Below are 25690 nucleotides of genomic sequence, written 5' to 3' on the forward strand. Positions count from 1 at the left end.
CCCGAAGAGCGGTCGCGGTCATGGTCAGGCCTCCCGCAGCTTGGGGTTGAAGACCTCGTCGAGGCCGACGTTGGCGACGTACAGCGCTCCGACGATCGCGGTGATCCCGGCGCCGGGCGGGACGAACCACCACCACATCCCGAGCTGGAGGGCGCTCCACTGCTGGGCGCTCTGGAGCATCAGCCCGAGCGAGACGCCCTCGGTGGGGCCGAGCCCGATGAAGTCGAGCGAGGAGGCGATCAGGACCGAGCCGCCGAACAGCAGGATGAACATCATGAAGAGGTACGAGCTCATGTTGGGCGCGATCTCGCGGAAGATGATCCGCCAGGTGCCGCTGCCGCTGAGCCGGGCGAGGTCCACGAATTCGCGGGTGCGCAGCGAGAAGGTCTGCGCGCGGATGGCCCGGGCCGCCCAGGGCCAGGAGGTCAGCCCGATGAACAGGCCCTGCACGGGCACCGAGCGGACCCCGAGGTACGCGTTGATGATGAGCAGCACGGCGAGTGCGGGCAGCACCAGGACGACGTTGGTGAGCATGTTGAGGACCTCGTCCACGGCGCCCCCTCGGTAGCCGGCCAGGAAGCCGACGAGCATGGCGATCGCGGCGGCGATGGCCCCGCCGACGACGCCGACCAGGAACGTCGAGCGCAGCCCGTGCACGAACTGGGCGTAGACGTCCTGCCCGAAGGTGGTGGTGCCCATCCAGTACGTGGAGTCGGGCGGGGCGGCCTGCGGGCCGACGTATTCGTTGGGGTCGGCGTTGTCGAGGAGCGGGGGGCCGACGATCCCGACGAGCAGGAGCAGCACGACGACGGTGAACCCGATGAGCAGCTTCGGGTTGCGGACGGCGTAGTGCAGCGTCTCGCGTCCGGGCCGGGCGGCGGGCGCGGCGGGCTCGGTGGCCGGTTCGGGCACGGTGCTCATGACTGGCCTCCTGCCATGCCGGTACGGGTACGGGGATCGACGAGGACGTACACGATGTCGATGAGGAAGTTGGCGATCAGTACGCCGATGACGATGAACAGGAACGCGCCCTGGAGCAGGAAGAAGTCCTGGTTCTGGATCGCGGCGAGAATGAGCGAGCCGAGTCCGGGGTACGCGAAGACGATCTCCGTGACCAGCGCTCCGGCGACCAGGACGCCCAGTTGGAGGGCGAGTCCGGTTATCTGGGGCAGGACGGCGTTGCGGAAGGCGTAGCGGCGGATGAGGCGCTGGGGTGCGCCGAGGGCCGAGAGGTAGTTGGAGTAGTCCGACTCCAGCTCGTAGATGATCATGTTGCGCATGCCGATGGCCCAGCCGCCGAGCGCGACGAGGAACAGCGACAGGAACGGCAGCACCCAGTGCTGGAAGAGGTCCGCCGCGAAGGCGAAGGACCAGCTGGGCTGGATGTCGAGGCTGTAGCCGCCGGAGAGCGGGAACCAGCCCGCCTTGGAGCCGAGCGCCCAGGCGAGGATGACGGCGATCCACATGTAGGGCATGGCGGTGAGCAGGTAGCCGGCCGGGAGCACGGTGTTGTCGAGCACCTTGCGGCGGGCGGCGAGCGCCCCGGCCCAGTTCCCGACGAACCAGCTGAGCAGGACGGCCGGGATCATCAGCCCGAGGGTGTACGGGAGTGCGTCGAGCAGGACGTCGGCGACGGGTTTGGGGAACACCCAGATGGAGAGGCCGAAGTCGCCCTGCAGGAGGGCGCTCCAGAAGTGCAGGTACTGCTGCCAGACGGGCTCGTCGAAGCCGAAGAGGTTGTTGTAGTAGGCGCGCATGGCCTCGACGGCCTCGGGCTGCGAGACCCGGGCGCGGGCCACCATGGCGGCGACCGGGTCACCGGGCATGAAGCGCGGGATCATCCAGTTGACGGTGACGGCGACGACGAAGGTCAGCGCGTAGATGAGTAGTTTGCGGGCGAAGTAGCGGCGCAAGAGGGCTCCCCGGGGAGAGCCCCGCCGCGCGGGCCGCGGTCAGGTCGGCGCGCACGGCGGGGCGGTCGTGGAATGGGAGCGGCCGGCCGGGGGAAGGGCGCCCCCGGGGACCGGCCGCTCTCAGAACTGCCGTGTCACTTGGCGGGCTTCAGCTGGGTGAGCGCTTCAAAGCCGCCCATCTCCAGCCAGTTGCGCCACAGCGCGGGGGCGTACTTGGGCGCTCCGGGCTTGTCCGAGGGCCAGTTGGTCCAGGTGCCGGTGGTGGACTGGGCCCACAGGCCGTTGTACCAGAGGGGGATGACGGGCATCTCCTTCAGCTGGATGTCCTGGATCTCGGAGATGACCTTCTTCATGCCCTCGGTGTCGTCGGTCTTCACCGCGCCGAGCTCCTGGACGAGCTGCCAGGCGTCCTCGTTCTCGTAGCGGCCGAAGTTGACGGTGTTCTGCTGCTTCTGCACGGGCAGCTGGAACATGTACTCGTAGTACGTCCACGGGGTGTTGGAGAGCTGGCGCTCGTTGTTGACGACGAGGTCGAATGCGCCCTTGCCGCGCTGCTCGTTGAGGGCGTTGGAGTCGGGGAACTCGGTGGTGATTTTGATCCCGGCGTCCTTGGCGGACGAGGCGATGACCTTGGCGGCCTCCATCCAGTCGGTCCAGCCGGTGGGCACGGCCAGCTTCAGGCTGATCTTCGAGCCGTCCTTGTTCTCCACCAGGCCGTCGCCGTCGGTGTCCTTGTAGCCGGCGTCCGCGAGGATTCGCTTGGCCTCGGCGGTGTCGAAGGTGAAGCCCTCGCTCGCCACGAGGTCCTTGTCGATGTACTTGTCCCACTGCGGGAGCAGCCCGGTCGGGTCGGCGGCCTTGACCAGGCCCCCGTACACGCCCTTGACGATCTTCCCGGTGTCCACGGAGGCGGCGAGCGCGCGGCGGAAGGCGGCGTCGTCCATCGGCTTCTTCGTGGTGTTGGGCACCAGCCAGGCGGTGTTGGCGGAGAGCATGTAGGGCGGCTGGTCGTAGTACGAGACGACCTTCTTGCTCTTGACCAGGGAGGCGGCGCCGGGCAGGAAGTTGTTGCTCAGGTCCAGCTGGTTCTGGCCGAGCTGGCCGATGACGACCTCGTTGCTGGGGTTGGAGACGTCCACGATGTAGCGGGGCGCGGGCTTCATGGAGAGCGCCTTCACGCCCCACCAGTCGTCGCGCCGCTGCCAGACGACCCGGTCCTGGGTGTGGCTCTTCAGCGTGTACGCGCCGGTGCCGACGGGCTTGTCGTTGACGCCGTCCAGGACCTCCTTGTCGGAGCGTTCGCCCCAGATGTGTTCGGGCACGACGGGCTGCCCGTAGAGCGTGTAGTCCCACTCCTGGTAGCGGGCCTCCTTGAAGGTGAAGCGGACCGTGGTGGCGTCCACCGCTTCGGCGCCGGAGAGCCAGCTCCACAGGCTGTGGAAGGCGGAGGCCTCGATCTTCCCGATCCCGTAGGAGTAGGCGACGTCCTTCGCGGTGAGGGGCTTGCCGTCGGACCACGTGATGCCGGGACGCAGCTTCACCTCGTAGGTCTTGTCCCCGGTCCAGCTGCCCGACTCGGCGAGCCAGGGCGTCAGCTTGCCCGCGCCCGGGTCGAAGTGGAACAGGGTCTCGTAGACGAGGCCCTTGGTGCCGGTGGCGTGGTCCCAGTTGTGCAGCGGGTTGTAGTTGGCCGGCGGCCCCCACTGGGTGCCGGTGGTGTAGAGCGTCTCGTTACGGGGAAGGGCGCCGCCTCCCCCGCCGCCGGAACCGCCCGAGCCGCCCGACGAGCCGCCCCCCGTGCACGCGGTGGCGGCGAGTGCGATCACGGCGAGCGTGGCCGCGACCCGTCCCCGGAATCCCGTGCCCATCGTCCCCTCCTTCTCCCCGCCGTCCCTGCCGGGCGGAGTTACTGAACCGGGTAAGTGCCGTGAAGTTAAGACCGCATCATGCCCCTGTCAAGGGTGCGGGAGCGCTCCCATTCCGTGTACGGGACAGGCGAGTCGGTCGGTGACGGCGGCGGCCAGGTCCGCCCGCACCCGCCGTCGCCGCTAGGATGCGCACGCCGAACGAACCGGTTAAGCGAGGTCAGATGCCCAAGCACCGCCCCACGATCGCCGACATCGCGGCCCGCGCCGGGGTGTCCAAGGTCGCCGTGTCCTACGCGCTGAACGACCGGCCGGGCGTCTCCCCCGCGACCCGGTCCGCCATCAAGGCCATCGCCCAGGAGATCGGCTGGCGCCCCAACAGCGCGGCCCGCGCCCTCACCCGGGCCAGGGCCGACGCGGTGGGCCTCGCGCTGTGCCGGCCCGCCCGGCTGCTCGGCGTCGAGCCGTTCTTCATGGAGCTGATCAGCGGCATCGAGTCCGAACTCTCGCCGCGCGGCTGTGCCCTGCTCCTCCAGGTCGTCACGGACCCGGCGCAGGAGCTGGAGGTCTACCGCCGCTGGTGGGGCGAGGGCAGGGTGGACGGCGTCTTCCTCACCGATCTGCGGAGCGCCGACCCCCGCATCGAGGGCGTCGCCGGACTCGGCCTGCCCGCCGTGGCGATCGGCCACCCCTCGGCGGCCGGTCCGCTGCCCGCCGTGTGGTCCGACGACGCGGCGGCGGTCCGCGACACCTTCGCGTATCTCGCCGCCCTCGGCCACCGCACGGTCGCCCGGGTCGCCGGGATGCCGGAGCTGAACCACACCGCCCTGCGGGACCGGGCGCAGCGCGAGGTCTGCGCCGAACTCGGCCTCGGCGAGCCGGTCGTCGTGCACACGGGCTACTCCGGCGACGACGGGGCGCACGCCACTCGCCGCCTGATGAGCGCGCCCCGGCGGCCCACCGCGATCGTGTACGACAACGACATCATGGCCGTCGCCGGGCTGTCGGTCGCCCAGGAGATGGGGCTCGACGTGCCGGGCGACCTGTCGCTCGTCGCCTGGGACGACTCCCAGCTCTCCCAGGTGGTCCGGCCCCCGCTCACCGCGCTGAGCCGCGACATCCCGGCCTACGGGGGCCTCGCGGCCCGCACCCTGCTGTCCCTGGTCACGGACGGCGGCGCGGAGGCGGCCGAGGACGAGGCGGCCCGCCTGGTGCCGCGCGGATCCACGGGGGCGCCGAGGTCGGCCCCGTAGAGCGCACGGGGCCGGATGTCATACCCGAGGAGGACGCCGGAAGCCCGGTCATGCGACTCAAGAGGGCCCCGGGAACGGGCACCGGGAGTGACGACCGGTGCCCGTCCGGCGGGGACGATGGAGCGGTACCCCTGACCCGGGGCCGACGCCGACGCGGCGGGCCGCCGGGCGGGCCCCGCCCCGTACGCACCCCACCCTGGAGTCTGCTGTGACCACCATGTCCACCGCTCACCGCGCCACCGCGGTGGCCGCCCGCGCCACGGAACTGTCCAAGGTCTACGGCGAGGGCGAGACCCGGGTGACCGCCCTCGACCGGGTCACCGTGGACTTCCCGCGGGGCGAGTTCACCGCGATCATGGGCCCGTCGGGCTCCGGCAAGTCCACGCTGATGCACTGCGTGGCCGGCCTCGACAGCTTCAGCGGCGGTTCGGTGCGCATCGGCGAGACGGAGCTGGGCGCGCTCAAGGACAAGCAGCTCACGCAGCTGCGCCGGGACAAGATCGGCTTCATCTTCCAGGCGTTCAACCTGCTGCCGACGCTCACCGCCCTGGAGAACATCACGCTCCCGATGGACATCGCGGGCCGCAAGCCCGACCAGGAGTGGCTGCGCCGGGTCATCGACATGGTGGGCCTCTCCGAACGGCTGAAGCACCGCCCCACCGAGCTCTCCGGCGGCCAGCAGCAGCGCGTGGCGGTGGCACGCGCCCTGGCCTCGCAGCCCGAGATCATCTTCGGGGACGAGCCGACCGGCAACCTCGACTCCCGCTCCGGCGCCGAGGTCCTGGGCTTCCTCCGCAACTCGGTGCGCGAGCTGGGCCAGACCGTGGTGATGGTGACCCACGACCCGGTCGCCGCCTCCTACGCGGACCGGGTCATCTTCCTGGCGGACGGGGCGATCGTCGACCAGATGATCCACCCCACCGCCGATGGGGTGCTGGACCGGATGAAGGCGTTCGACGCCAAGGGCCGCACCAGCTGAACCGGCCCGTACCGGCGCTCCGTACCCCTTCCTCCGGCTCCTGGCTCCCCGGGCCGGCAGACTCCCAGGACTCACAGACATGTTCCGTACCGCCCTGCGCAATGTGCTCGCGCACAAGGCCAGACTGCTGATGACGATCCTCGCCGTGATGCTCGGCGTGGCCTTCGTCTCCGGCACCCTGGTCTTCACCGACACCCTCGGCAACGCCTTCCGCAACCAGTCGGCCAAGAGCTACGACGACATCGCCGTCGCCGTCACCACCCACGCCGACCAGCGCGACAAGGAGACCGCGGCCGTCGGCGAGGCCGCCCTGGAGAAGATCCGGGCCCTGGACGGCGTCGCGTCCGTCACCGGCCGGGTCGACGGCTTCGCCGGGGTCGCCGACCCCGACGGCAAGCTCATCGGCGACGGCTGGTCCAACACCGGCTCCAACTTCGCCCCCGGCGAGGACGGCGAGGACCCCGCGTACACCTTCACCGACGGCACGGGCCCCACCGAGCCCGGCAGCGTCGCGCTGGACCGCGACACCGCGGAGAAGGGCGAGTACGAGGTCGGCGACAAGGTCCGCGTCGCCACCAACGGGCCGGTGAAGGAGTACACCCTGTCCGGGGTCTTCACGACCGAGGACGGCGCGGTCAACGCCGGCGGCAGCCTGGTCCTCTTCGACACCCCGGTCGCGCAGAAGCTGTTCCTGCGCCCCGGTGAGTTCAAGGACGTCTCCGTCGCGGCTAAGCCCGGCGCCTCCGACCAGGAGCTCCTGGCGGCCGTCGAGCCGCTGCTGCCGAAGGACGCCGAGGCCAAGACCGGCAAGGCGCGCGCGGACGAGCAGGCCGCGGACATCGAGGCCGGGCTCAGCGACCTCAACAAGCTGCTGCTCGCCTTCGCCGGGGTCGCCCTCTTCGTCGGCGTCTTCCTGATCGCCAACACCTTCACCATGCTGGTCGCCCAGCGCACCAAGGAGCTGGCCCTGATGCGCGCCGTCGGCGCCTCGCGCCGCCAGGTCAAGCGCTCGGTGCTCCTGGAGGCGGCCGTGGTCGGCCTCATCGCCTCCGTGGTCGGCTTCGCGGTGGGCCTCGGCCTCGCGACCGGGCTGCGGTCCGCGATGAGCCTGCTCGGCGGCAAGATCCCGGCCGGGCCGCTGGTGATCGCCCCGGTCACGGTGATCGCCGCGTTCGCGGTGGGCGTCCTGATCACCGTCCTCGCCGCCTGGCTGCCCGCCCGCCGGGCCGCGAAGATCCCGCCGGTCGCCGCGATGAACAGCGCGCACGCGGTGGCCACGGTGAAGTCCCTCGTCGTGCGCAACACCATCGGCGGTGTCATCACGCTGCTGGGCACGGCGGCGATCGTCGGCGGCGCGGCCCAGGCCGGGTCGGACGGCCAGCTGCTCATCGCGGGCGGCACCTTCCTCGCGCTGATCGGCGTCATCGTCCTCATCCCGCTGCTGTCCCGCCCGGTGATCGCCCTGGTGCGCCCGCTGCTGCGGCGGCTGTTCGGGGTCTCCGGCAAGCTGGCCGCGCAGAACGCCGTCCGCAACCCCCGGCGCACCGGTGCCACCGCCTCCGCGCTGGCGATCGGCCTCACCCTCGTCACCGGCATCTCGGTCCTCGGCGTCACCCTCGGCCAGGCGGTCGACAAGGTGACCACGGACAACATCAAGGCCGACTACATGGTCTCGATGGCCAGCGGGGACGCGCTCGACGAGTCGGCGCTGACCGCCCTGGAGAAGGCCGACGGCGTCACCGCCGCCTCGCCCCAGCAGGCCGTCTGGCTGACGATCGGCGGGCAGGGCGTCTCGGCGTCCGGCGTCACGCCGGGCGACGTGCGGCAGGTGCTCACCCTCGACACCGTCGCGGGCTCCCTGGACACCCTGGAGCAGGGGCAGATCGCGGTCGCGGAGAAGACCGCGAAGTCGCACGGCTGGAAGCCCGGGGACACCGTCCCGGTCACGTACGGCGACAAGGAGAAGGAGACGCTGAAGGTCGGCGCGCTCTACAAGGACAACGAGTTCCTCTCGCCGGTCCTGATCCCCCGCGCCACCGTCGCCCCGCACGAGGGCAAGGGCGACATCCAGGAGGTCTGGGTCAAGACGGACGGCGGCGCGAGCGCGGCCAACGAACAGGCGCTGGTGGACGCGCTGGGCGACAACCCGGGCATGAGCATCATGGACCGTCAGGACATCCGGGACCTGTTCGGCGGCGGCGTCAACCTCGCGATGAACATCATGTACGGCCTGCTCGGCATGGCCCTGATCATCGCGGTGCTCGGGGTCGTCAACACCCTGGCCATGTCGGTGTTCGAGCGCCAGCAGGAGATCGGCATGCTGCGGGCGATCGGCCTCGACCGGCGCCGGGTCAAGCGGATGATCCGGCTGGAAGCCGTGGTGATCTCGCTGTTCGGCGCGCTCGTCGGCATCGGGCTCGGGCTGTTCCTCGGCTGGGCGATCGGGCAGACCGTCGCCGCGAGCATCCCGCAGTACGTGCTGGTGGTCCCCTGGGGCCGGATCGCGGTCTTCCTGCTCCTGGCGGGCCTGGTCGGCGTGCTCGCCGCCCTGTGGCCCGCCCGCAGCGCCGCCAGACTCAACATGCTGACGGCCATCAAGACGGAGTAGCCGCGGCGGTACGGGGGAAGGGGCCGGTGTCCGCGGACACCGGCCCCTTCCGTGCGTACTGCCGTGCGTACTGCCGTGCCGTACGTCGTTCAGGCGGTCGCGTCGGCCTTCCAGACGCGGGCGCGCAGCGGCATGCGTGAGGCGCCGTCCGCCTCCGGGCGCACCGCGAGGATCTGGTTGACCCCGATCTTGTTGTGCTCGAAGGAGAGGGCGGACGCGGCCATGTAGAGCCGCCAGACCCGGGCCCGCCCGGGCGAGACCATCTTCACGGCGCTCGCCCAGCCCCGCTCCAGGTTGGCGACCCACTGGCGCAGGGTCAGGGCGTAGTGCTCGCGCAGCGCCTCGACGTCCCGGGCCTCGAAGCCGGCCTCCTCCAGGATGGCGAGGGTCCGGCCGACCGGCGCGAGTTCCCCGTCCGGGAAGACGTAGGCGTCGATGAACGCGTCGATCTCGTACGCCGACTCGTCCTTCTCCGGGCGGCGCCCGATCTGGTGGTTGAGGAGGCGCCCGCCGGGCTTGAGGAGGGCGAAGAGGTCGTCGGCGTACTCCCGGTAGCGGACGGAGCCGACGTGCTCCGCCATGCCGATGGACGAGATGGCGTCGTAGGGCCCGTCGCGGACGTCCCGGTAGTCCTGGACCCGAATCTCCACGCGGTCGGTCAGGCCCTCGTCGGCGATGCGCTTGCGGGCGTAGGCGGCCTGCTCGGTGGAGAGGGTGACGCCGGTGACGCGGGCGCCGTACTCGCGGGCGGCGTGGATGGCCATGGAACCCCAGCCGCAGCCGACGTCCAGCAGGCGGTCGCCCTCCTTGAGGGCCAGTTTGCGGCAGACGAGGTCGAGCTTGTCGCGCTGGGCGCTCTCCAGCGTTCCGGCGTCCTCCCAGTAGGCGCAGGAGTAGACCATGGACGGCCCCAGGACCAGTTCGTAGAAGTCGTTGCCCACGTCGTAGTGGTGGCTGATGGCCTCCTTGTCGCGGCGCCGGGTGTGCAGGGCCCCGCTGCGCGCCCGCACCTCCTCGGGCGGCGGGGCCGGGGGCAGCCAGGGCCCGGACAGCTTCAGCAGGTCCTTGGCGGCGGCGCGCGCCTTCGGGTCGCGCAGCATCTGGAGGCCGCCCGGCACGTCGCTCCCGCGCTCCCAGATGAGCGCGGCCAGCAGGTCCAGGGCCTCGTAGAGGTCCCCCTCGACGTCGAGTTCGCCGGCCACCCAGGCGCGGGCCAGGCCCAGTTCACCCGGCTTCCACAGCAGCCGGCGCAGGGCCCGGCGGTTCCTGATGACGAGGACGGGGGCTCCGGGCGGTCCGGCCTCGCTGCCGTCCCAGGCCCGGACGCGGACCGGTAGGGGTTGGCCCAGCAACTGCTGGGCGAGAGCGGTCAGCCGCAATGCGGCGTCTGCCATGGCGCACACCTCCGTGACGGTGCTTCCCGACGTGACCGGACATGCCCACACATGTCCCGGACCACGCCCCGGCACCCGGGGCGCCTCGGCGTGGTACACCCCCCACAACAGTCTGCGGCGGCCCGGCCATCCCGCTACCGGGCAAGGGAACGGCAAAATACGTGCACAGCACATGCATCCGCCGGGAGTGCGGCCCGCGCCGCGCGCCGCCCACTCGCACCCGGATACGCCGAAGGGGCCGTCCGCACCACGGATGGCGGACGGCCCCTTCGGGCGTCGTACTGCGGCCGCTGCGGCCTCGCGGAGCTAGGAGGCCTTGGCCTTCTCGCCCACGGGCTTGGCGGCGGCCGGCGCGGGGGCCGGCTTGGCGGCCTCGTAGAACTCCTCGCGCGGCGTCTCCATGGCGCCGAGGGAGACCACCTCGCGCTTCAGGAACATCGCGAGGGTCCAGTCGGCGAAGATCCGGATCTTGCGGTTCCAGGTCGGCATCGCCAGACCGTGGTAGCCACGGTGCATGTACCAGGCGAGGCGGCCCTTGAGCTTGATCTTCATCTTGCCCATGACGATCATCGCCACGCCCTTGTGCAGGCCCAGGCCGGCCACCGCGCCCTTGTTGGCGTGGCTGTAGTCGGTCTGCGGGAAGCCGCGCATCCCGGAGATGACGTTGTCGCCGAGGACCTTGGCCTGACGCAGCGCGTGCTGGGCGTTCGGCGGGCACCAGGCGTTCGGGTTGCCCGCCTTGCGGCCGACCAGGTCCGGGACCTGGGCGTTGTCGCCGGCGGCCCAGATGTAGTCGGTGCCCTGCACCTGGAGCTTCTCGGAGGTGTCCACGTGGCCGCGGGGGCCGAGCGGCAGGCCGAAGCGGGCCAGCGCCGGGTTCGGCTTCACACCGGCGGTCCACACGATGGTGTTGGAGTCGACCTCCAGGCCGTTCTTCAGCACCACGTGGCCGTCGACGCAGGAATCCATGGAGGTCGAGAGGAAGACCTCGACACCACGGGACTCCAGGTGCTCGCGGCCCCAGGTCCCGAGCTTCGGGCCGACCTCGGGGAGGATCTTGTCGGCGGCGTCGACCAGGATGAAGCGCATGTCCTCGCGCTTCACGTTGGTGTAGTACTTCGCCGCGTCGCGGGCCATGTCCTCGACCTCGCCGACGGTCTCCGCACCGGCGAACCCGCCGCCCACGAAGACGAAGGTGAGGGCCCGGCGGCGGACGTCCTCGTCGGTCGTGGAGTCGGCCTTGTCCAGCTGCTCCAGGACGTGGTTGCGCAGGCCGATGGCCTCCTCGATGCCCTTCATGCCGATGCCCTGCTCGGCGAGGCCGGGGATCGGGAAGGTGCGGGAGACCGCGCCGAGCGCGATGACCAGGTAGTCGAAGGGCAGCTCGTAGGCCTCGCCCACGAGCGGCGCGACCGTGGCGACCTTGCGGTCCTGGTCGATGGTGGTGACACGACCGGTGAGCACCTCGGCCTTGGGCAGGACGCGTCGCAGCGGGACGACGACATGCCGGGGCGAGATGCTGCCGGCGGCAGCTTCGGGGAGGAAGGGCTGATAGGTCATGTACGACCGGGGGTCGACGACCGTGACGGTCGCCTCGCCGTAGCGCATCTTCTTGAGGATGCGCCGAGCTGCGTACAGACCTACGTACCCACCGCCTACTACGAGGATCCTGGGACGCTCCGTGGTGCTCATGCCATCGAGTATCCACCCCGCTCGGGGGGCATGCTCGTGAGCCCCTTCACAAGGTTGTGCCCACCCTCTGCTATAGTTCGCCGCCCACGTGACCCAGGTCATGGCCCGCCCCGGGAACCCCGTTACAGTGGTGAACGTTGTTCACCGCCTGCGAGCTGGCCCTTGACCCCCGGCCCCGGGCGCGGGGCCCTCCCGGTCCACCCGGTTGTAACGCTCCCGGAACCTTCCGGTCCGGCCCCTGAGTGACCCCGCTCACCCCCGGCGCGACCCATCCGGAGCAGAAGACCCACCCGAGGTGGGCAATTCCTTGTGAAGAAGTTCACGAAGCTCGCGGCGAGGCGGTCCGGACCCCGCCCCACCAGGCACGTCCCGCCCACTCAACAGTGCGGGCGGGACGACGCATGAGCGCCCGGCTCACGTCGGCGAAAGGGCGATTCCATCGGGGACCGCTCACGCACGCATCCCCGACAGGCACCCCCAGGTGTACACGGTTGCGCGTACACTGCGCTCATGACTGAGAACACCGTGACCGTACGGGAAGCCCGAGCCCACCTCGCCGACCACATCAACCAAGCCGAGGAAGGCGTCCCGACCGTCATTACGCGCAATGGCACCCCGGTGGCGGCCGTGGTTCCGATCTCGGACTTCGAAGCGCTGGAGGAAGCGGCCGACGTGATGCTGGCGCGCGAGGCCGAAGCGGTGCTTGCCGAGGGCGGCACCACCGTGACCATGGCGGAACTGCTGGCGGACCTGTTCACCGAGCGGGACGGCGAGGCGGCGTGAAGTACGCCTTCCGGTTCACCACGGCGGCGCAGCGGCAACTCCGTGCCATCAGCCGACCCGACGCCATGCGCATCCTGACCGCGCTGACCGCACTCGGTGACGACCCGTACCGCCAAGACGCCGACGTCAAGAAGCTCACCGGCCCGTCCGGGCTCTACCGGCTGCGGGTCGGAAGCTACCGGATCGCTTATCAGATCAACGACGGCGAACTCGTCATCCTGGTCGTCAAGGTGGGCGACCGGCGGGACGTCTGCCGCAACCCGTGACGCCCCACCCGGCACCCATATCGCCGGGCACCACCCCTCAACGTGCCTCGCTCGCCGCGTAATGAGCGATGCCGTCCAGGATGTCGTGCTCGCTCACCACGACCTCGCGCGCCCCGGTCCGCTCCATCACGGCCTGGAGGATCAGCGCACCGGACGCGATCACGTCGACCCGGCCCGGGTGCATCGCGCCGAACGCCGCGCGCTCCGCGTGGGTCGAGGCCAGCAGCCGCGCGGTGATGTCCCGGACCTGCTCCAGCGAGACGCGGGAGTGGTGGATCGCCTCGGAGTCGTACTCCTCCAGCCCCAGCGCTATCGCGGCCACCGTGGTGACCGTCCCCGCCAGGCCCACCAGCGTGGCCGCCGAGGCGAGCGGAACGGTCTCCTCCACCAGGTCCAGGGCGGCGGCCACGTCGGCGCGGACCGCGTCGATCCCCCCGGACGAGGGCGGATCGACGACGACGCCGTCGCGCACGAGGTGGCGCTCGGTCATCCGGACGCAGCCGATGTCCACGGACCGGGCGGCCCGCACCCGGTCGTCGCCCACCACGAACTCGGTGGAGCCGCCGCCGATGTCCACGACCAGGTACGGCTTCGCCAGGTCCGCGCGCCCGGTCAGCTCCTTGGTCGCCCCGGTGAACGAGAACGCGGCCTCCTGGTCCCCGCTGATCACCTCCGGCTCGACGCCCAGGATGTCCAGCACCCCGCGCACGAAGTCGTCCCGGTTCTCCGCGTCCCGGGAGGCGGAGGTGGCGACGAAGCGGATCTGCTCGGCCCCGTGCTCCTTGATCACCGCCGCGTAGCTCCGGCAGGCGGCGAACGTGCGCTCCAGCGCCTCGGGGGCGAGCCGGCCGGTCCGGTCGACGCCCTGCCCGAGCCGGACGATCTCCATGCGCCGGGCGTACTCGACGAGCTCCCCGGTGACCGGGTCGGCGTCCGCGACCAGCAGGCGGATCGAGTTGGTGCCGCAGTCGATGGCGGCCACGCGCGTCATGTCCGGCGCCCCCTCAGCCCTCGTCCGTGTCCGGCTCGCCGCACGGCGACACGCACGGGCCCTTGCGCCACCACTCCGGCAGCATCGCGATCGCCTCGTCGCCCAGCGGGTTGACGCCGGGACCGGCCGCCAGCGAGTGCCCGACGAGCACGTGCAGGCACTTCACCCGGTCCGGCATGCCGCCGGCGCTCGGGAAGCCCTCCAGGACCTCGATGGCGTCGCGCCGCGCGATGTAGTCCTCGTGCGCCGCCCGGTAGGCCGCCGCCAGCTCGGGGTCCTTGCCCAGGCGCTCGGTCATCTCCTTCATGACCCCGTTCGCCTCCAGCGTGCCGATCGCGGACGCGGCACGGGGGCACGTCAGGTAGTACGTCGTCGGGAACGGCGTGCCGTCCTCCAGCCGGGGCTGCGTCTCGACCACGTCCGGATTGCCGCACGGACAGCGGTGCGCGATGGCGCGCAGCCCGCGCGGCGGGCGGCCCAGCTGCTGCTGGAACGCGGCGATGTCCGCCTCGGTGGGGACGGTGGGCTCGGTCTGGGGAGGGGGCGTTTCCATGCCTGCCTAGGGTGCTGATCGGACTGCTCGAACCGCGGGTTCTGCAGAGGTACGGGGGTGGGGACGGCCGTCAGCCGCGGTCGGCGCTGTCCACGCCGTCCCACAGGTTGGAGTGCCAGGGCCGGTCCGTCTCGGCGGGCGTCCCGTTGCGCTCCTCGACCGCGTCGGGGTCGACCACGGTGTAGCCGGTCTCCCCGGGAAGAACGTAGTGCAGGTGCTCGCGGGCCAGCCGCTTGATGTACGCGTCGTCCTGGAGCCGGGCCTTCTGGTCCCGCAGCTCCTCGGTGCGCGCCTCGGCCTCCCGCGCCTGCCTGCGCTGGTCGGCGATCTCGTCGCGCTGCGACACGTACTGCCGCATCGGGTACGCGAGGGCGACGACCAGGGAGCAGAGGACCAGGGCCAGGAAGGCGGCCCGGCCGGTGAGCCGGGAGCGGCGGGCCTGCCGCCGGTTCTGGGACCGGTAGACGCGGGCGGCGGTCTGCTCACCGAGCAGCCGCAGCCGGGTCGCGGTGGAGAACCGGTCCCGGTCCTTCACGGCCATGTTCCCGCCTCCCCGTTACGACGTCCGTCCCCGCACACGGTACGTGACCGGGCGCGGGGACGGACGGAGGCGGGGGTCACCCGCGAGGGGCGTCAGCCCTTGAAGCGGGGGAACGCCGAGCGGCCCGCGTACACCGCGGCGTCGTCGAGGATCTCCTCGATGCGCAGCAGCTGGTTGTACTTGGCGACGCGGTCCGAGCGGGCCGGGGCGCCGGTCTTGATCTGACCGCAGTTCACGGCGACGGCGAGGTCGGCGATGGTGACGTCCTCGGTCTCGCCGGAGCGGTGCGACATCATGCACTTGAAGCCGTTGCGCTGGGCCAGCTCGACGGCGTCCAGGGTCTCGGTCAGCGAACCGATCTGGTTGACCTTGACGAGCAGGGCGTTGGCGGAGCCCTCCTCGATGCCGCGGGCCAGGCGCTCCGGGTTGGTGACGAAGAGGTCGTCGCCGACGATCTGGACCTTGGCGCCCAGCTTGTCGGTGATGACCTTCCAGCCGGCCCAGTCGTCCTCGTACAGCGGGTCCTCGATGGAGACCAGCGGGTACGCGGAGACGAGCTCCTCGTAGTACTCGGTCATCTCGGCGGCCGAGCGGGACTTGCCCTCGAACTCGTACGAGCCGTCCTTGTAGAACTCCGAGGCGGCGACGTCGAGCGCGAGCGCGATGTCCTTGCCCGGGGCGTAACCGGCCTCCTTGATGGCCTCGATGATGAGGTCGAGGGCGGCGCGGTTGGACTCCAGGTTCGGCGCGAAGCCGCCCTCGTCGCCGAGGCCGGTGGACAGGCCCTTGGTCTTCAGGACCTTCTTCAGCGTGTGGTAGACCTCGGCGCCCCAGCGCAGCGCCTCGGAGAAGGACTCGGCGCCGATGGGCGCGATCATGAACTCCTGGATGTCCACGTTGGAGTCGGCGTGCGAGCCGCCGTTCAGGATGTTCATCATCGGAACGGGCAGCAGGTGCGCGTTCGGGCCGCCGAGGTAGCGGAACAGCGGGAGGTCGCTGGCCTCGGAGGCGGCGTGGGCGACGGCGAGGGAGACGCCGAGGATGGCGTTGGCGCCGAGCGAGCCCTTGTTCTCCGTGGCGTCCAGGTCGAACATCGCCTGGTCGATGAGGCGCTGCTCGGTGGCGTCGTAACCGACGAGCTCCGGGCCGATCTGCTCGATCACGGCGAGGACGGCCTTCTCGACGCCCTTGCCCTGGTAGCGGTTGGGGTCGCCGTCGCGAAGCTCAATGGCCTCGAACGCGCCGGTGGAGGCGCCGGACGGAACAGCAGCACGACCGGTGCTGCCGTCGTCGAGGCCGACCTCGACCTCGACCGTGGGGTTGCCCCGGGAGTCGAGGATTTCCCGGGCTACGACGACGTCGATGGACGGCACGAGGCATCTCCTTCTGGGATATGACGCTGGTTGTGCAGGGTCACTTTGGCCTTGCGACAAGAGCCTAACCGGCCCGGCCGTCCGCGTCGGCCGACCGCCCGCCCCCTGGGACGAAAAAGGACCCAAGGGCGGGCGTATCAGGACGAAAGGCCAAATATTTACCGGCCAGTAACTACAACAGTTGAACGGTCCGCGCGGCGCGGACTCCCCCGACGCGGCGTGCCCCGGCCCGGCACACACGGGGGGAGAGTGCGTGCCGGGCCGGGGCGGCCTGAGCGATCAGCGAGGAGGATCGCGGCTGCTTCGTTACTTCGTCAGGTGGAGCTGCTGGCCCGGGTAGATCAGGTCGGCGTCCTGGACGATGTCCTTGTTCAGCTCGAACAGCCGCTGCCAGCCGCCCTTGACGTGGTGGTCGGCGGCGATCCTGCTCAGCGTGTCACCGGCGACGACCTTGTACTCGCCGTCACCCTTGGCGACCTTCTTGCCGGTGGGGGTGGTGACCGTCTTCTTCGGGGCGTCCGAGCGGTCGGAGCGGTTGGTGGCCGGGGCCTCGGTGCGCTCGGCCTTCTTCGGGGCGGCCTCCTGCTTGGGGGCGGCCTCCTGCTTCGCGGCACCGGAGCCGGTGTCGACGCCCGGGTCGACACCGTCGTTGGTCAGGTTGCCGGCACCGGCGCAGGACCAGGCGCCCGGCCCCTGCATGTCGAGGAGCTTCTCGGCGGTGGCGATCTGCTGGGCCTTGGTGGCCAGGTCGGCGCGGGGCGCGTACTGCGTACCGCCGGCGGCGGCCCAGCTGGACTGGGAGAACTGCAGGCCGCCGTAGTAGCCGTTGCCGGTGTTGATCGACCAGTTGCCACCGGACTCGCACTGGGCGACGGCGTCCCACGTGGCGACGGAGGCGGCGGAGGCGTTGGTGGCGCCCATCAGCGGTACGGCGACGGCCGCACCTGCGACACCGGCGAGCGTCGCGAGACGGACGGCCTTGGAGGGGCGGCGGTGCTTGTTGCCCTTGCGGTTGAGCAGCATCGAGTCTTCTCCTCACCGACGCCTGCGAGGTGAGCTGTCGGGTTCGGGCCAAGTGAGTTGCCCGGCCGCGCTCCTGGCGCGGCTTCACCCCTAGCCGGTCCTGAAACGTCTCCCGACGATCAGGCCCAGCGCCTACCTGGGTCCCCCGCTCCTGCCTACGGCGCTTTCGCGTCTGTTCCCCCCGACCGACGGCAGGATTCGGCGTGACGGTCGACGGGGCCCGCGGTGCGAGCGGTTCTGACCGTAATCACACCCAACGCTCATATTCAAAGACGGACATACCGGATAATCATCCCGTAAGAGCATCCGAAGAACCCTCGTTTGCGCAGGTCGGAACGGATGCGGCGGGACCTCCCGGACAAGGAGCGTGAGTTCACGCAAAGAGACCCATGTCTCACTCGGTCAAAAGTGGGACATGGGCCTCTTAAACCACCCAAAGCACAGAGGGCTCTAACGGCTCATCCGGCGTTCTCGGCGGCCTTGTCCGGGGCCGGGGCGTCCAGGCCCAGATCGAGGTTCTGGCCGGGCAGGATGAGGTCCGGGTCGGCACCCACCTCGGCCTTGTTCGCCTCGTACAGCTCGGGCCAGCCCCCGGGCAGGTCCTGCGCGTCGGCGATCGCCCAGAGGTTGTCGCCCGGCCGCACGGTGTACGTGCCGTCAGCCGGCCGCGTGGCGCCGTCGCGTGCGTCGCCGTCACCCCGCGAGGCGTGCCGGCCCGCGTCGCGCCCGTCGGCCGCCCCCGCGGCCTCGTCGGCGGCCGGGGCACCCCGGTGCTTGCCGCCCTTCGCCCGCGCGTCGTCCGAGGCGCCGGCCGAGGGGTCCGCGGACGGGTCGGCCGAGGCGTCGGCCGAAGGCGTGGCGGACGGGTCGGCGGAGGGGGTGCCGGGGCCGGCGGAGGGATCGGCGGACGGGGTGCCCGAGGGGGCGGCGGACCGGGATGCCGACCCCTCACCCTTGCCGCTCTCCTCCGCGCTCCGGCCCGCGTGCTTGCCGGAGCCCTTGCCCGCCTCCTCGCCCGCGGCGGCCGTCTTCGACGGCGTGGCCGAGGACGCGTCGTCCACCGGGTCGGTGCCGAGACCGGCGTCGAGGCCGGCGTCGGCGCTCCGGGCGGGCTCGTCCGCGTCCTCGTCGCCCGGGTCCACGTCCGCCTTGCCCGCGGCCTTGGTGAGCCCGGAGACCACCGCACAGCTCGGCCACGCCTTCGGGCCCTTGGCGGCCAGGACCCGCTCGGCGACCGCGATCTGCTGCGAGCGGCTGGCGAGGTCGGCGCGCTCGGCGTAAGCCTCACCGCCGTACGCCTTCCACAGCTCCGGCGTGAACTGGAGGCCGCCGTAGGAGCCGTTGCCGTAGTCGGCGCTCCAGCTCCCCCCGCTCTCGCAGTCGGCCACCCGGTCCCAGGTCCCGGAGTCCGCCGCGTGCGCACTCGCCGCGCCGAGCAGCGGAATGGCGAGGGCCGAGCCGGTCACGCCTGCGGCGACGACGATGGCGGGTGCCTGACGAGGGCGGCGGTGTCTGCCGTTCGCGGAGCCCATGGGAGATGCCTTCCGTGTGACTGACAAGCGACTGGTGAGTCGAACGGTGAACCTAGCGAAACTCGAACGTGAGTCACAAGTCGATGCAGCGCAGATCACGTGAAAGTCACAGAGTTGACAGAGCGTCACTTTCGCCTGTGCGCTCCCCCGGTGCGAACCGCACCGGCAGGGTGCGCAATCCGCGCATGATGAGCCCGCCACGCCACCGCAAATCGGCTGAATCTCCCGCGAGTCGCAGATCGGGAAGGCGCGTCAGCAGGGTGGCCAGCGCGGTCTGTCCCTCCAGCCGGGCGAGCGGCGCTCCCAGACAGTAATGAATGCCGTGGCCGTAACCGAGGTGCTGGTTGTCGCTCCGCGACAGGTCCAGCGTGTCCGGTCCGGTGAACCGTTCGGGGTCCCGGTCGGCCGCCGCGAGCACCACGAGCACCGGATCGCCCTCCTCGACGCGCTGCCCGCCGATGGTCAGCGCCTCGGTGGCGAACCGCCATGTGGCGAGCTCCACCGGGCCGTCGTAGCGCAGCAGTTCCTCGATCCCGGAGGCCAGCAGCCCGGTGTCACCCGCCGCCAGCGAGCGCTGCAGCCGCTCGCGCTCGGCGGGCTGGTTCAGCAGGGTGTGGACGCCGTTGCCGATCAGGTTCACCGTAGTCTCGAAACCGGCGAAGAGCAGGATGAACGCCATGGCGGCCGCCTCGTTCTCCGTGAGGTGCTCGCCGTGGTCGCTCGCCCGGATCAGCCCGGAGATCAGGTCGTCGCCCAGGTCTTCGCGCTTGCGGTGGATCAGTTCGAGCAGATAGGCCCGCATCTTCTTCACGGACCGGGCGACCCCGCCGCGCGGCCCGCCGCCGTGGCGGATCATCATGCCCGCCCAGTCCCGGAAGTCGTCCTGGTCCTCGCGGGGCACGCCGAGCAGGTCGCAGATCGCGTAGATGGGGAGCGGGAAGGCGAACTCGTGGATGAGGTCGGCCTCCCCCTTCTCCGCGAACCCGTCGATGAGCCGGTCCGTCAGCTCCTGCACCCGGGGCGCGAACTGCGCGATGCGCCGGGGCGTGAACGCCTTGGAGACCAGGCGGCGCAGGCGGGTGTGGTCGGGCGGGTCGATGTTGAGCAGGTGCGTCATCAGCTCGGCCTTGCGCTCCCCCGGGATGCCGGTCTTCCCCTTGGCGTGCGCGGGCCCGGCGTGGTGCGCCGGGTTCTTGGACAGCCGGGAGTCCGCGAGGGCCTGCCGGGCGTCCGCGTACCGGGTGACGAGCCACGCCTCGACCCCGCTGGGGAGCGTGGTGCGGTGCACGGGGCTGTGCTCGCGCAGCCAGGCGTACGCGGGGTACGGATCGGTGGCGAACTCCCACGTGAAGAGCTCGGGCGCGGGCGGCAGGGCGGCGGCCGAGGTGTGGGCGGGGCAGCCCGCGGGTACGGACGCGGCTTCGGCGGGGCTGTCGGCAGGGCTGTCGGCGGGGCTGTCGTTCACTCCCCGACGTTATCCGGTGGCCTCCGCCGTCCGGATCGCGTCCCGGTACGCGCGGCCCGCGGCGCGCAGCGCGGCCTCCGGGTCGACGCCCTCCTCCTGGGCCCGTACGGCGAGGGCCAGGAGGCGGTAGCCGATGCCGTCGCCCTCGGGGAGCGGCACGTCGAGCCCGGCGGTACGGGCCCGGCTCGCGAGCTTCGCGGCGAGCGCCAGGGCGGGCTGGCCGAGCGGCACGCCGTCGGTCACCGACGCACGCTGCTTCTCGATCGCCTTGGTACGCAGCCAGTGGGCCCGGCTGTCCTCCGGGACCTCGGCGGTCTCGTCGCCGAAGACGTGCGGGTGCCGGTGGATCAGCTTCTCGATGAGCGTGCCGGCCACGTCGTCCACGGAGAACGGCTCCTGCTCGTCCTCCTCCGCGATGCGCGCGTGGAAGACCACCTGGAGGAGCACGTCCCCCAGCTCCTCGCGCAGCTCCTCCCGGTCGCCGTCCTCGATCGCCTCGACCAGCTCGTACGCCTCCTCGATCGCGTACTTGGCGAGGCCCCGGTGGGTCTTGCGCGAGGTCCACGGGCACTCGACGCGGATGCGGTCCATGATCTGGACGAGGTCGAGGAGCCGGGCTCCCGGCAGGTCGTACGAGCCGGGCAGCAGCTCCAGGTCGGGCATCCGCACCCGTCCGGACCCGGCCAGCCGGGCCAGGCCGTCGGTGAGCGGCTGGTCGCCCGCGCCGCCGGTGAGGACGACCACGGTCCGGCCGCCCGCGCAGGCGTCCACGAGCTCCTGCGCCTCGGGGACGCCCGGGGTGACGGTGACGCCGGCCTCGCTCAGATACGGCAGCCCCGGCTGTCCCGGCTCGCCGCAGCGCACCTCGTCGGCGCCGTGCAGCGCCTGCCAGGCGGGCCAGGACAGCAGTCCGGGCGCGACCCGGTGGCTGACGGTGAGCAGGACGATGCGGCCGGGGTCTTCAGCGTTCACGCACCGAATCTACCCGGCCGCGCGCGACGGCTCTCAGGCCCCGGCCTCGGCCGCCGCCTGGGCGGGCTTGGTGACCTGGGAGATCCAGGGGGCCTTGTAGTCGGTCAGCTGGATCTGCTGGTTGTTCCAGGTGCCGTAGCGGGGGTTGACGTCGACGTTCAGCGCCTTGGACGCCTTGGTGAGCGCGTCGCCGATGGCCTTCGTGCCCTCGGGTGTGGAGGGGTCGGCGCCGAGGGCCTGGCCGAGCTTCGTGATCTGGATCTGCTCGCGCAGGAAGGCGTCGATCTGGCCCGGGGCGAGCCAGCGCTCCTGGAGGACGGCCTGCCGCAGCCCCTCCTCGCCGTGGTACTGCGCGACGGCCGACTCGCGCATCTGCTGGATCTCCGCACGGCTCACCGTGACGCCCGCGTCCGCCGCGGCCCGGTCGAGGACGCGGTCCAGGATCAGCCCGTGCAGCTTGGCGCGGGCGAGCTGGCCGGACTGGTCGGTGAGCTGGGCGGACTGCGGGGACGCGCCCTGCGCCTCGCGCACGTCGGCCACCTGTGCCTGCACGGTGGACACCGTGATGCGGTCACCGCCGACGACGGCCGCGGCGCCGGGGTGGGCCTGGCTGCCGCAGGCGGTGAGGAGCGGCGCTGCGGCGAGCAGCGCGGCGGAGACGGTGAGCGCGGTGCGACGGCGGCGGTGCAAAGGAGCCTCCCGAGGAGATTGTGCGGCGGAGCACAAAGCCTTGCGGTGATCGATGTTAGGGAGTGGAACCGGTCCGGGCCACTGATTCGACCAACGATTCGGGAGGAGTTGGGGATGTGGTCTGCGACGGGCGGCTCACCCGACGCGTCCGGCCGCCTTCGGGGGTGCGTCCGGCCGCAGCATGATCGTGCGCGAGACCACGAAGGTGATGGGGATGGCGGCCGCGGCGGCCACCAGCGGGGCGTAGCGGTCGCTGAATCCGGCCAGGTCGACCAGGAGGTAGACGCCGCCGGTGGTGATGACGAAGTTCGCCGCGTTGGTGAGCGGGAAGAGCAGGAACTTCCGCCAGGTGGGCCGGGTGCGGTACGTGAAGTACGAGTTCAGGAAGAACGACCCGATCATGCTGAGCACGAAGGCGAGCACATGGGCGGCGATGTACGGCAGCCGGTGCAGCAGGAGCAGGTAGAGGCAGTAGTACGTACCGGTGTTCACCGCACCCACGAGGGCGAAACGTGCTATTTGGGCGGTGACCGTCATCGGCGTACGAACTCCCGGGACTCCGGCTCGGCGGCGGTTTCCCGGGTCGGGGCGTTGGTGGCCTTGACCAGGAAGTGCGGGCGGCGCTTCACCTCGTAGTAGATGCGGCCGACGTATTCGCCGACGACCCCGACGAGCACCATCTGGACGCCGGCGAGCGCGGTGACGACGACGAGCAGGGTGACGTAGCCGGGGGTGTCGACGCCCCGGACGAGGGCGACGCCGACGATCCAGGCGGCGTAGGCGAGGGCGACGGAGGTCAGGAGCAGGCCGAGGTAGACGGCGGCGCGCAGGGGCTTGTTGTTGAAGGAGAGCAGCCCGTCCAGGCCGTAGTTGAGGAGCTTGCCGAAGGTCCAGGCGGAGCGGCCCTGTTCCCGTACGGCGTTCTCGTAACTGAACGTCGTGGTGGGGAAGCCGACCCAGGCGAAGAGGCCCTTGGAGAAGCGGTTGTACTCGGTGAGGGAGAGCACGGCGTCGGCGGCGCGGCGGGACAGGAGCCGGAAGTCTCCGACGCCGTCGACCAGTTCGACGTCCACGAGACGGTTGATCAGCCAGTAGTAGGCGCGGGCGGTGAGGGTACGGGTGACGCGGTCGCCGGCGCGGGTGCGGCGGGCGATGACCTGGTCGTATCCCCGGGCGTGCTCCTGGAGCATGCGGCCGACCAGCTCCGGCGGGTGCTGGAGGTCGGCGTCCATCAGGACGACGGCGTCCCCCTCGGCATGCTGGAGTCCGGCCAGCATGGCGGCCTCCTTGCCGAAGTTGCGGCTGAAGGAGACGTAGCGGACACGCGCGTCTGCGGTGGCCAGCTCCTGGATGAGGGGCAGGGTCCGGTCGGCGCTTCCGTCGTCGATATAGACGACCTCGAACGCGTGCCCGAGGCGGGACATTTCGTCCGTGACGCGTTCATGGAAGCGTTCGAGGATCTCTTCCTCGTTGAAACAAGGCACCACCAGCGAGATCAGCACCCATGTACATCAACCGGTCAACGTGTCGCCCTCCGGAGCCCGGTGTGGCCGGTGGGCGGCCATCGGGTGAACGGCCACGGACGCCTTCCCCGGAGCAGGCCTCCTCAACCGCCCCTGACCTCCAGCTGGCGCTCCAGCTGGCGGCGCAGCTCGACGGGCAGCGGGTGGTGCGGCCCGTAGGCGCGCTCGGTGTCGTACAGCAGGGACTGGAGCTGGGCGCGCGCGTTCGCGTGGTCGCCGAGGGCGAGCAGCAGCTGCCCGATGCGGTGGCGGATCTCGTACGAGCGTGCCGGGTCGTTGCCCGTGGCGTACTGGTTCTCGTAGTACGGCAGCACGGCGCGGTACTCCGCGAGCGCGGCGGCGGGTTCGCCGAGCTGTTCCAGGCACTGGGCGACGTCGCAGCGGTAGCCGAGGGTCTGCGGGTCGGCGGGGCCCGCCTCGGCGGCCCGGTCGTCGGCGAGCCGGCGCAGTTCGGGCAGGGCGCGACGGTACTGGCCGTCGTCCATGAGGGTGGCGGCGTACTGCTTGCGCAGGATGCGGACCACCGGGGAGCCGGACCCGTGCTGTTCGGCGGCGACCGGGAGCAGCCCGCCGAGCATGTCGACGGCCTGGGTGATGCGCCCCTCGCCGAGGAGCCGCTTGACCTCGTCCACGGCGGCGGCGACGTCCGTGCGGGCGGGCGGGGCGGCGGGCACGGCCGGCGGCGGGGCCGTGGCGCGGTCGGGCCAGGGGGCGTGCGGGCGCAGGAAGGGGCGGGTGGGGTCGAGCGGTCCGGCGGGCGGCCGGGAGCCGCGCGCGGGCAGCAGGGGGGCGAGGTGTTCGTACACCTCCTGGGCGCTGGCCGGGCGGTGCTGCGGGTCCTTGGCGAGCAGCCGCAGCACGAGCGTTTCCAGTGCCTCGGGGGTGTCGGGCCGGATCCGGCGGACCGGCAGCGGCGGTTCGTACAGGTGCCGGTGCAGCACGCCGAGGGCGGTGGACCCGGCGAACGGCACGTCGCCGCTGAGCAGTTCGTGCAGGAGGACACCGAGGGCGTAGAGGTCGGTGTACGGGCCGACCGCGCCGCCCATGGCCTGCTCGGGGGCCATGTAGGCCGGGGAGCCGATGGGCGAGCCGGTGTGCGTGAGGCGGGTGGTGTCGGTGTCGAGGACGGACGCGACACCGAGGTCGAGGACGAGGACGGTGCCGTCCGGACGGACCATCACGTTACGGGGCTTGAGGTCGCGGTGGACGATGGGCACGGCGTGCACGGCGCTGAGGACGGCGCACAGCTGCGCGGCCACCGCGACGGCCCAGGGCCAGGGGTAGGGGTCGTGCTCGGCGAGGTGGTCGCCGAGGTCGGCGCCCTCCACGTACTGCATGACGAGGAACAGGTCGTCGCCGTCGCTGCCGGCGTCGTGCACGGTGACCAGGCCGGGGTGGTCCACCTGTGCGGTGACCCGGCACTCGCGGACGAAGCGGCGGCGCAGCTCGTCGGCGGCCTCGCCGTCGATGGGCCCGGTGACCCGGTCGGGGCGCAGCAGCTTGACCGCGACCCGGCGGTCGAGGCGCTGGTCGTAGGCCGTCCAGACCTGGCCCATGCCGCCCTGGCCGAGGATCGTCGCCAGCTCGTACCGCCCGCCGACGAGGCGACCGCTCACCGCCCCTCCTCCTTGCGGAGGTAGTCGCTCAGCTCGTCCAGCTCGGCGCGGACCTGGTCGATGCGCTGGGGCGGAGCGGGGTGCTGGGGCGGGGCGGGGTGCTGCGGGGCGGGGCGGGCGTCCTCCGGTTGGGGGCAGCGCGTGGGGGGAAGCGGGTAGGGGCGCTGCTGGCCGGGGTGCTGCTGCCCGGCATGCTGCTGCCCGGGGTGCGGCGAGTAGGGCCGCGGCTGTCCGTACGGCGGTGTGGGCACGGTGGTGGCGTACGCGTATCCGGGCCCCGGCTGCGGGAGGCCGGCGGCCTTCCCCGTCAGGCGGGCGTAGAAACGCACGTCGGCGACGAGGTAGTGCACACAGGCGCCCGCCAGCACCAGGAGCAGCAGCGGTATGAGCACGAAGTCGATGCCGTGCGCCTCCACGTTCGGCTCGTCCCTGCCGAGGACGGGCAGCAGCACGCAGACGAACACGAAGCCGGCGCCGGCGGTCCACCAGTCGAGGGCCCGGCGGCGGACGAACGCCAGCCTGAGCAGCGGCGCCCACAGGAGCAGCCCGAGGGAGCAGACGGCGACCACGGGGAACAGCACGCGCATGGAGACGATCCAGGCCCTGCCGGGGACTCGGCGCGGCGCCGTGGGCGGAAGACCCGGGGCGTACATGGCTG

Annotated in this window: 23 protein-coding genes and 1 riboswitch; of the genes, 5 read left to right on the forward strand and 18 right to left on the reverse strand. The window is 71.5% G+C overall.

The window, feature by feature from the left end:
- Positions 1-24: 24 nt before the first annotated feature.
- The 3 genes from FKN01_RS15570 to FKN01_RS15580 all read right to left on the reverse strand — a co-directional run bounded on the left by FKN01_RS15570 (position 25) and on the right by FKN01_RS15580 (position 3781).
- Positions 25-921 carry an ABC transporter permease gene (locus tag FKN01_RS15570; RefSeq protein ID WP_143620744.1) on the reverse strand — a complete coding sequence of 299 codons (897 nt, stop codon included), beginning with the start codon at positions 919-921 and terminating at the stop codon, positions 25-27.
- Entirely contained in the window at positions 918-1913 is a 996-nt protein-coding gene (locus FKN01_RS15575) for an ABC transporter permease (RefSeq protein WP_143620746.1), read from the reverse strand. The genes FKN01_RS15570 and FKN01_RS15575 overlap by 4 nt, the downstream gene beginning before the upstream one ends.
- Before the next feature lie 134 nt (positions 1914-2047).
- Positions 2048-3781 carry an ABC transporter substrate-binding protein gene (locus tag FKN01_RS15580; RefSeq protein ID WP_143620748.1) on the reverse strand — a complete coding sequence of 578 codons (1734 nt, stop codon included), beginning with the start codon at positions 3779-3781 and terminating at the stop codon, positions 2048-2050.
- A gap of 221 nt (positions 3782-4002) precedes the next feature.
- Between FKN01_RS15580 and FKN01_RS15585 the strand changes: the two genes are divergently transcribed.
- From FKN01_RS15585 to FKN01_RS15595, 3 genes are all read left to right on the forward strand, one after another.
- Positions 4003-5031, forward strand: coding sequence for a LacI family DNA-binding transcriptional regulator (locus FKN01_RS15585; protein WP_143620750.1), 1029 nt, complete (start codon positions 4003-4005; stop codon positions 5029-5031).
- Between the two features lie 208 nt (positions 5032-5239).
- Complete coding sequence (locus FKN01_RS15590; protein WP_143620752.1) at positions 5240-6010, forward strand: ABC transporter ATP-binding protein; 771 nt, start codon at positions 5240-5242, stop codon at positions 6008-6010.
- A gap of 79 nt (positions 6011-6089) precedes the next feature.
- Positions 6090-8618: an ABC transporter permease gene (locus FKN01_RS15595; RefSeq protein ID WP_143620754.1), complete on the forward strand. Its 2529-nt coding sequence runs from the start codon at positions 6090-6092 to the stop codon at positions 8616-8618.
- A gap of 89 nt (positions 8619-8707) precedes the next feature.
- Here the strand turns inward: FKN01_RS15595 and FKN01_RS15600 are convergent, their stop codons facing one another.
- Together FKN01_RS15600 and FKN01_RS15605 are read right to left on the reverse strand one after the other, a co-directional pair.
- Entirely contained in the window at positions 8708-10012 is a 1305-nt protein-coding gene (locus tag FKN01_RS15600; protein ID WP_143620756.1) for a cyclopropane-fatty-acyl-phospholipid synthase family protein, read from the reverse strand.
- A 306-nt stretch (positions 10013-10318) separates the two neighbouring features.
- Positions 10319-11704, reverse strand: coding sequence for an NAD(P)/FAD-dependent oxidoreductase (locus tag FKN01_RS15605; RefSeq protein WP_143620758.1), 1386 nt, complete (start codon positions 11702-11704; stop codon positions 10319-10321).
- 510 nt (positions 11705-12214) lie between these two features.
- Here FKN01_RS15605 and FKN01_RS15610 point away from each other — a divergent pair.
- Positions 12215-12487, forward strand: coding sequence for a type II toxin-antitoxin system Phd/YefM family antitoxin (locus FKN01_RS15610; protein WP_143620759.1), 273 nt, complete (start codon positions 12215-12217; stop codon positions 12485-12487).
- The gene (locus FKN01_RS15615) at positions 12484-12753 is read left to right on the forward strand and encodes a type II toxin-antitoxin system RelE/ParE family toxin (RefSeq protein ID WP_143620761.1); all 270 of its coding nucleotides are present in this window, start codon (positions 12484-12486) and stop codon (positions 12751-12753) included. Before FKN01_RS15610 ends, FKN01_RS15615 begins: the two co-directional genes overlap by 4 nt.
- 37 nt (positions 12754-12790) lie before the next feature.
- Here the strand turns inward: FKN01_RS15615 and FKN01_RS15620 are convergent, their stop codons facing one another.
- From FKN01_RS15620 to FKN01_RS15680, 13 genes are all read right to left on the reverse strand, one after another.
- Entirely contained in the window at positions 12791-13744 is a 954-nt protein-coding gene (locus FKN01_RS15620; RefSeq protein ID WP_143620763.1) for a Ppx/GppA phosphatase family protein, read from the reverse strand.
- Between the two features lie 13 nt (positions 13745-13757).
- Positions 13758-14297, reverse strand: coding sequence for a DUF501 domain-containing protein (locus tag FKN01_RS15625; protein WP_143620764.1), 540 nt, complete (start codon positions 14295-14297; stop codon positions 13758-13760).
- 70 nt (positions 14298-14367) lie between these two features.
- Positions 14368-14838: a septum formation initiator family protein gene (locus FKN01_RS15630; RefSeq protein ID WP_143620766.1), complete on the reverse strand. Its 471-nt coding sequence runs from the start codon at positions 14836-14838 to the stop codon at positions 14368-14370.
- A 92-nt stretch (positions 14839-14930) separates the two neighbouring features.
- Complete coding sequence (gene eno / locus FKN01_RS15635) at positions 14931-16211, reverse strand: phosphopyruvate hydratase (RefSeq protein ID WP_018104074.1); 1281 nt, start codon at positions 16209-16211, stop codon at positions 14931-14933.
- Between the two features lie 306 nt (positions 16212-16517).
- Positions 16518-17234, reverse strand: coding sequence for a transglycosylase family protein (locus FKN01_RS15640; RefSeq protein ID WP_143620768.1), 717 nt, complete (start codon positions 17232-17234; stop codon positions 16518-16520).
- A gap of 4 nt (positions 17235-17238) precedes the next feature.
- Positions 17239-17407, reverse strand: a riboswitch (cyclic di-AMP (ydaO/yuaA leader).
- Positions 17408-17692: 285 nt separating this feature from the next.
- Positions 17693-18766 carry a transglycosylase family protein gene (locus FKN01_RS15645; RefSeq protein WP_143620770.1) on the reverse strand — a complete coding sequence of 358 codons (1074 nt, stop codon included), beginning with the start codon at positions 18764-18766 and terminating at the stop codon, positions 17693-17695.
- Positions 18767-18872: 106 nt separating this feature from the next.
- A complete protein-coding gene (locus tag FKN01_RS15650; protein WP_398932480.1) occupies positions 18873-20231 on the reverse strand; it encodes a cytochrome P450 in 1359 nt (452 codons plus the stop codon).
- Positions 20232-20240: 9 nt separating this feature from the next.
- A complete protein-coding gene (locus FKN01_RS15655) occupies positions 20241-21203 on the reverse strand; it encodes a nucleoside triphosphate pyrophosphohydrolase (protein ID WP_143620772.1) in 963 nt (320 codons plus the stop codon).
- Between the two features lie 33 nt (positions 21204-21236).
- The gene (locus FKN01_RS15660; protein ID WP_143620774.1) at positions 21237-21893 is read right to left on the reverse strand and encodes a SurA N-terminal domain-containing protein; all 657 of its coding nucleotides are present in this window, start codon (positions 21891-21893) and stop codon (positions 21237-21239) included.
- A 135-nt stretch (positions 21894-22028) separates the two neighbouring features.
- A complete protein-coding gene (locus FKN01_RS15665) occupies positions 22029-22430 on the reverse strand; it encodes a GtrA family protein (RefSeq protein WP_143620776.1) in 402 nt (133 codons plus the stop codon).
- Complete coding sequence (locus FKN01_RS15670) at positions 22427-23395, reverse strand: glycosyltransferase family 2 protein (protein ID WP_143620777.1); 969 nt, start codon at positions 23393-23395, stop codon at positions 22427-22429. The genes FKN01_RS15665 and FKN01_RS15670 overlap by 4 nt, the downstream gene beginning before the upstream one ends.
- Before the next feature lie 104 nt (positions 23396-23499).
- Positions 23500-25032, reverse strand: coding sequence for a serine/threonine-protein kinase (locus FKN01_RS15675; protein WP_143620779.1), 1533 nt, complete (start codon positions 25030-25032; stop codon positions 23500-23502).
- Entirely contained in the window at positions 25029-25685 is a 657-nt protein-coding gene (locus tag FKN01_RS15680) for a hypothetical protein (RefSeq protein ID WP_143620781.1), read from the reverse strand. Before FKN01_RS15680 ends, FKN01_RS15675 begins: the two co-directional genes overlap by 4 nt.
- Between the last annotated feature and the right edge of the window lie 5 nt (positions 25686-25690).

The sequence above is a fragment of the Streptomyces sp. 130 genome, from assembly GCF_007096885.1.
Classification (GTDB): domain Bacteria; phylum Actinomycetota; class Actinomycetes; order Streptomycetales; family Streptomycetaceae; genus Streptomyces.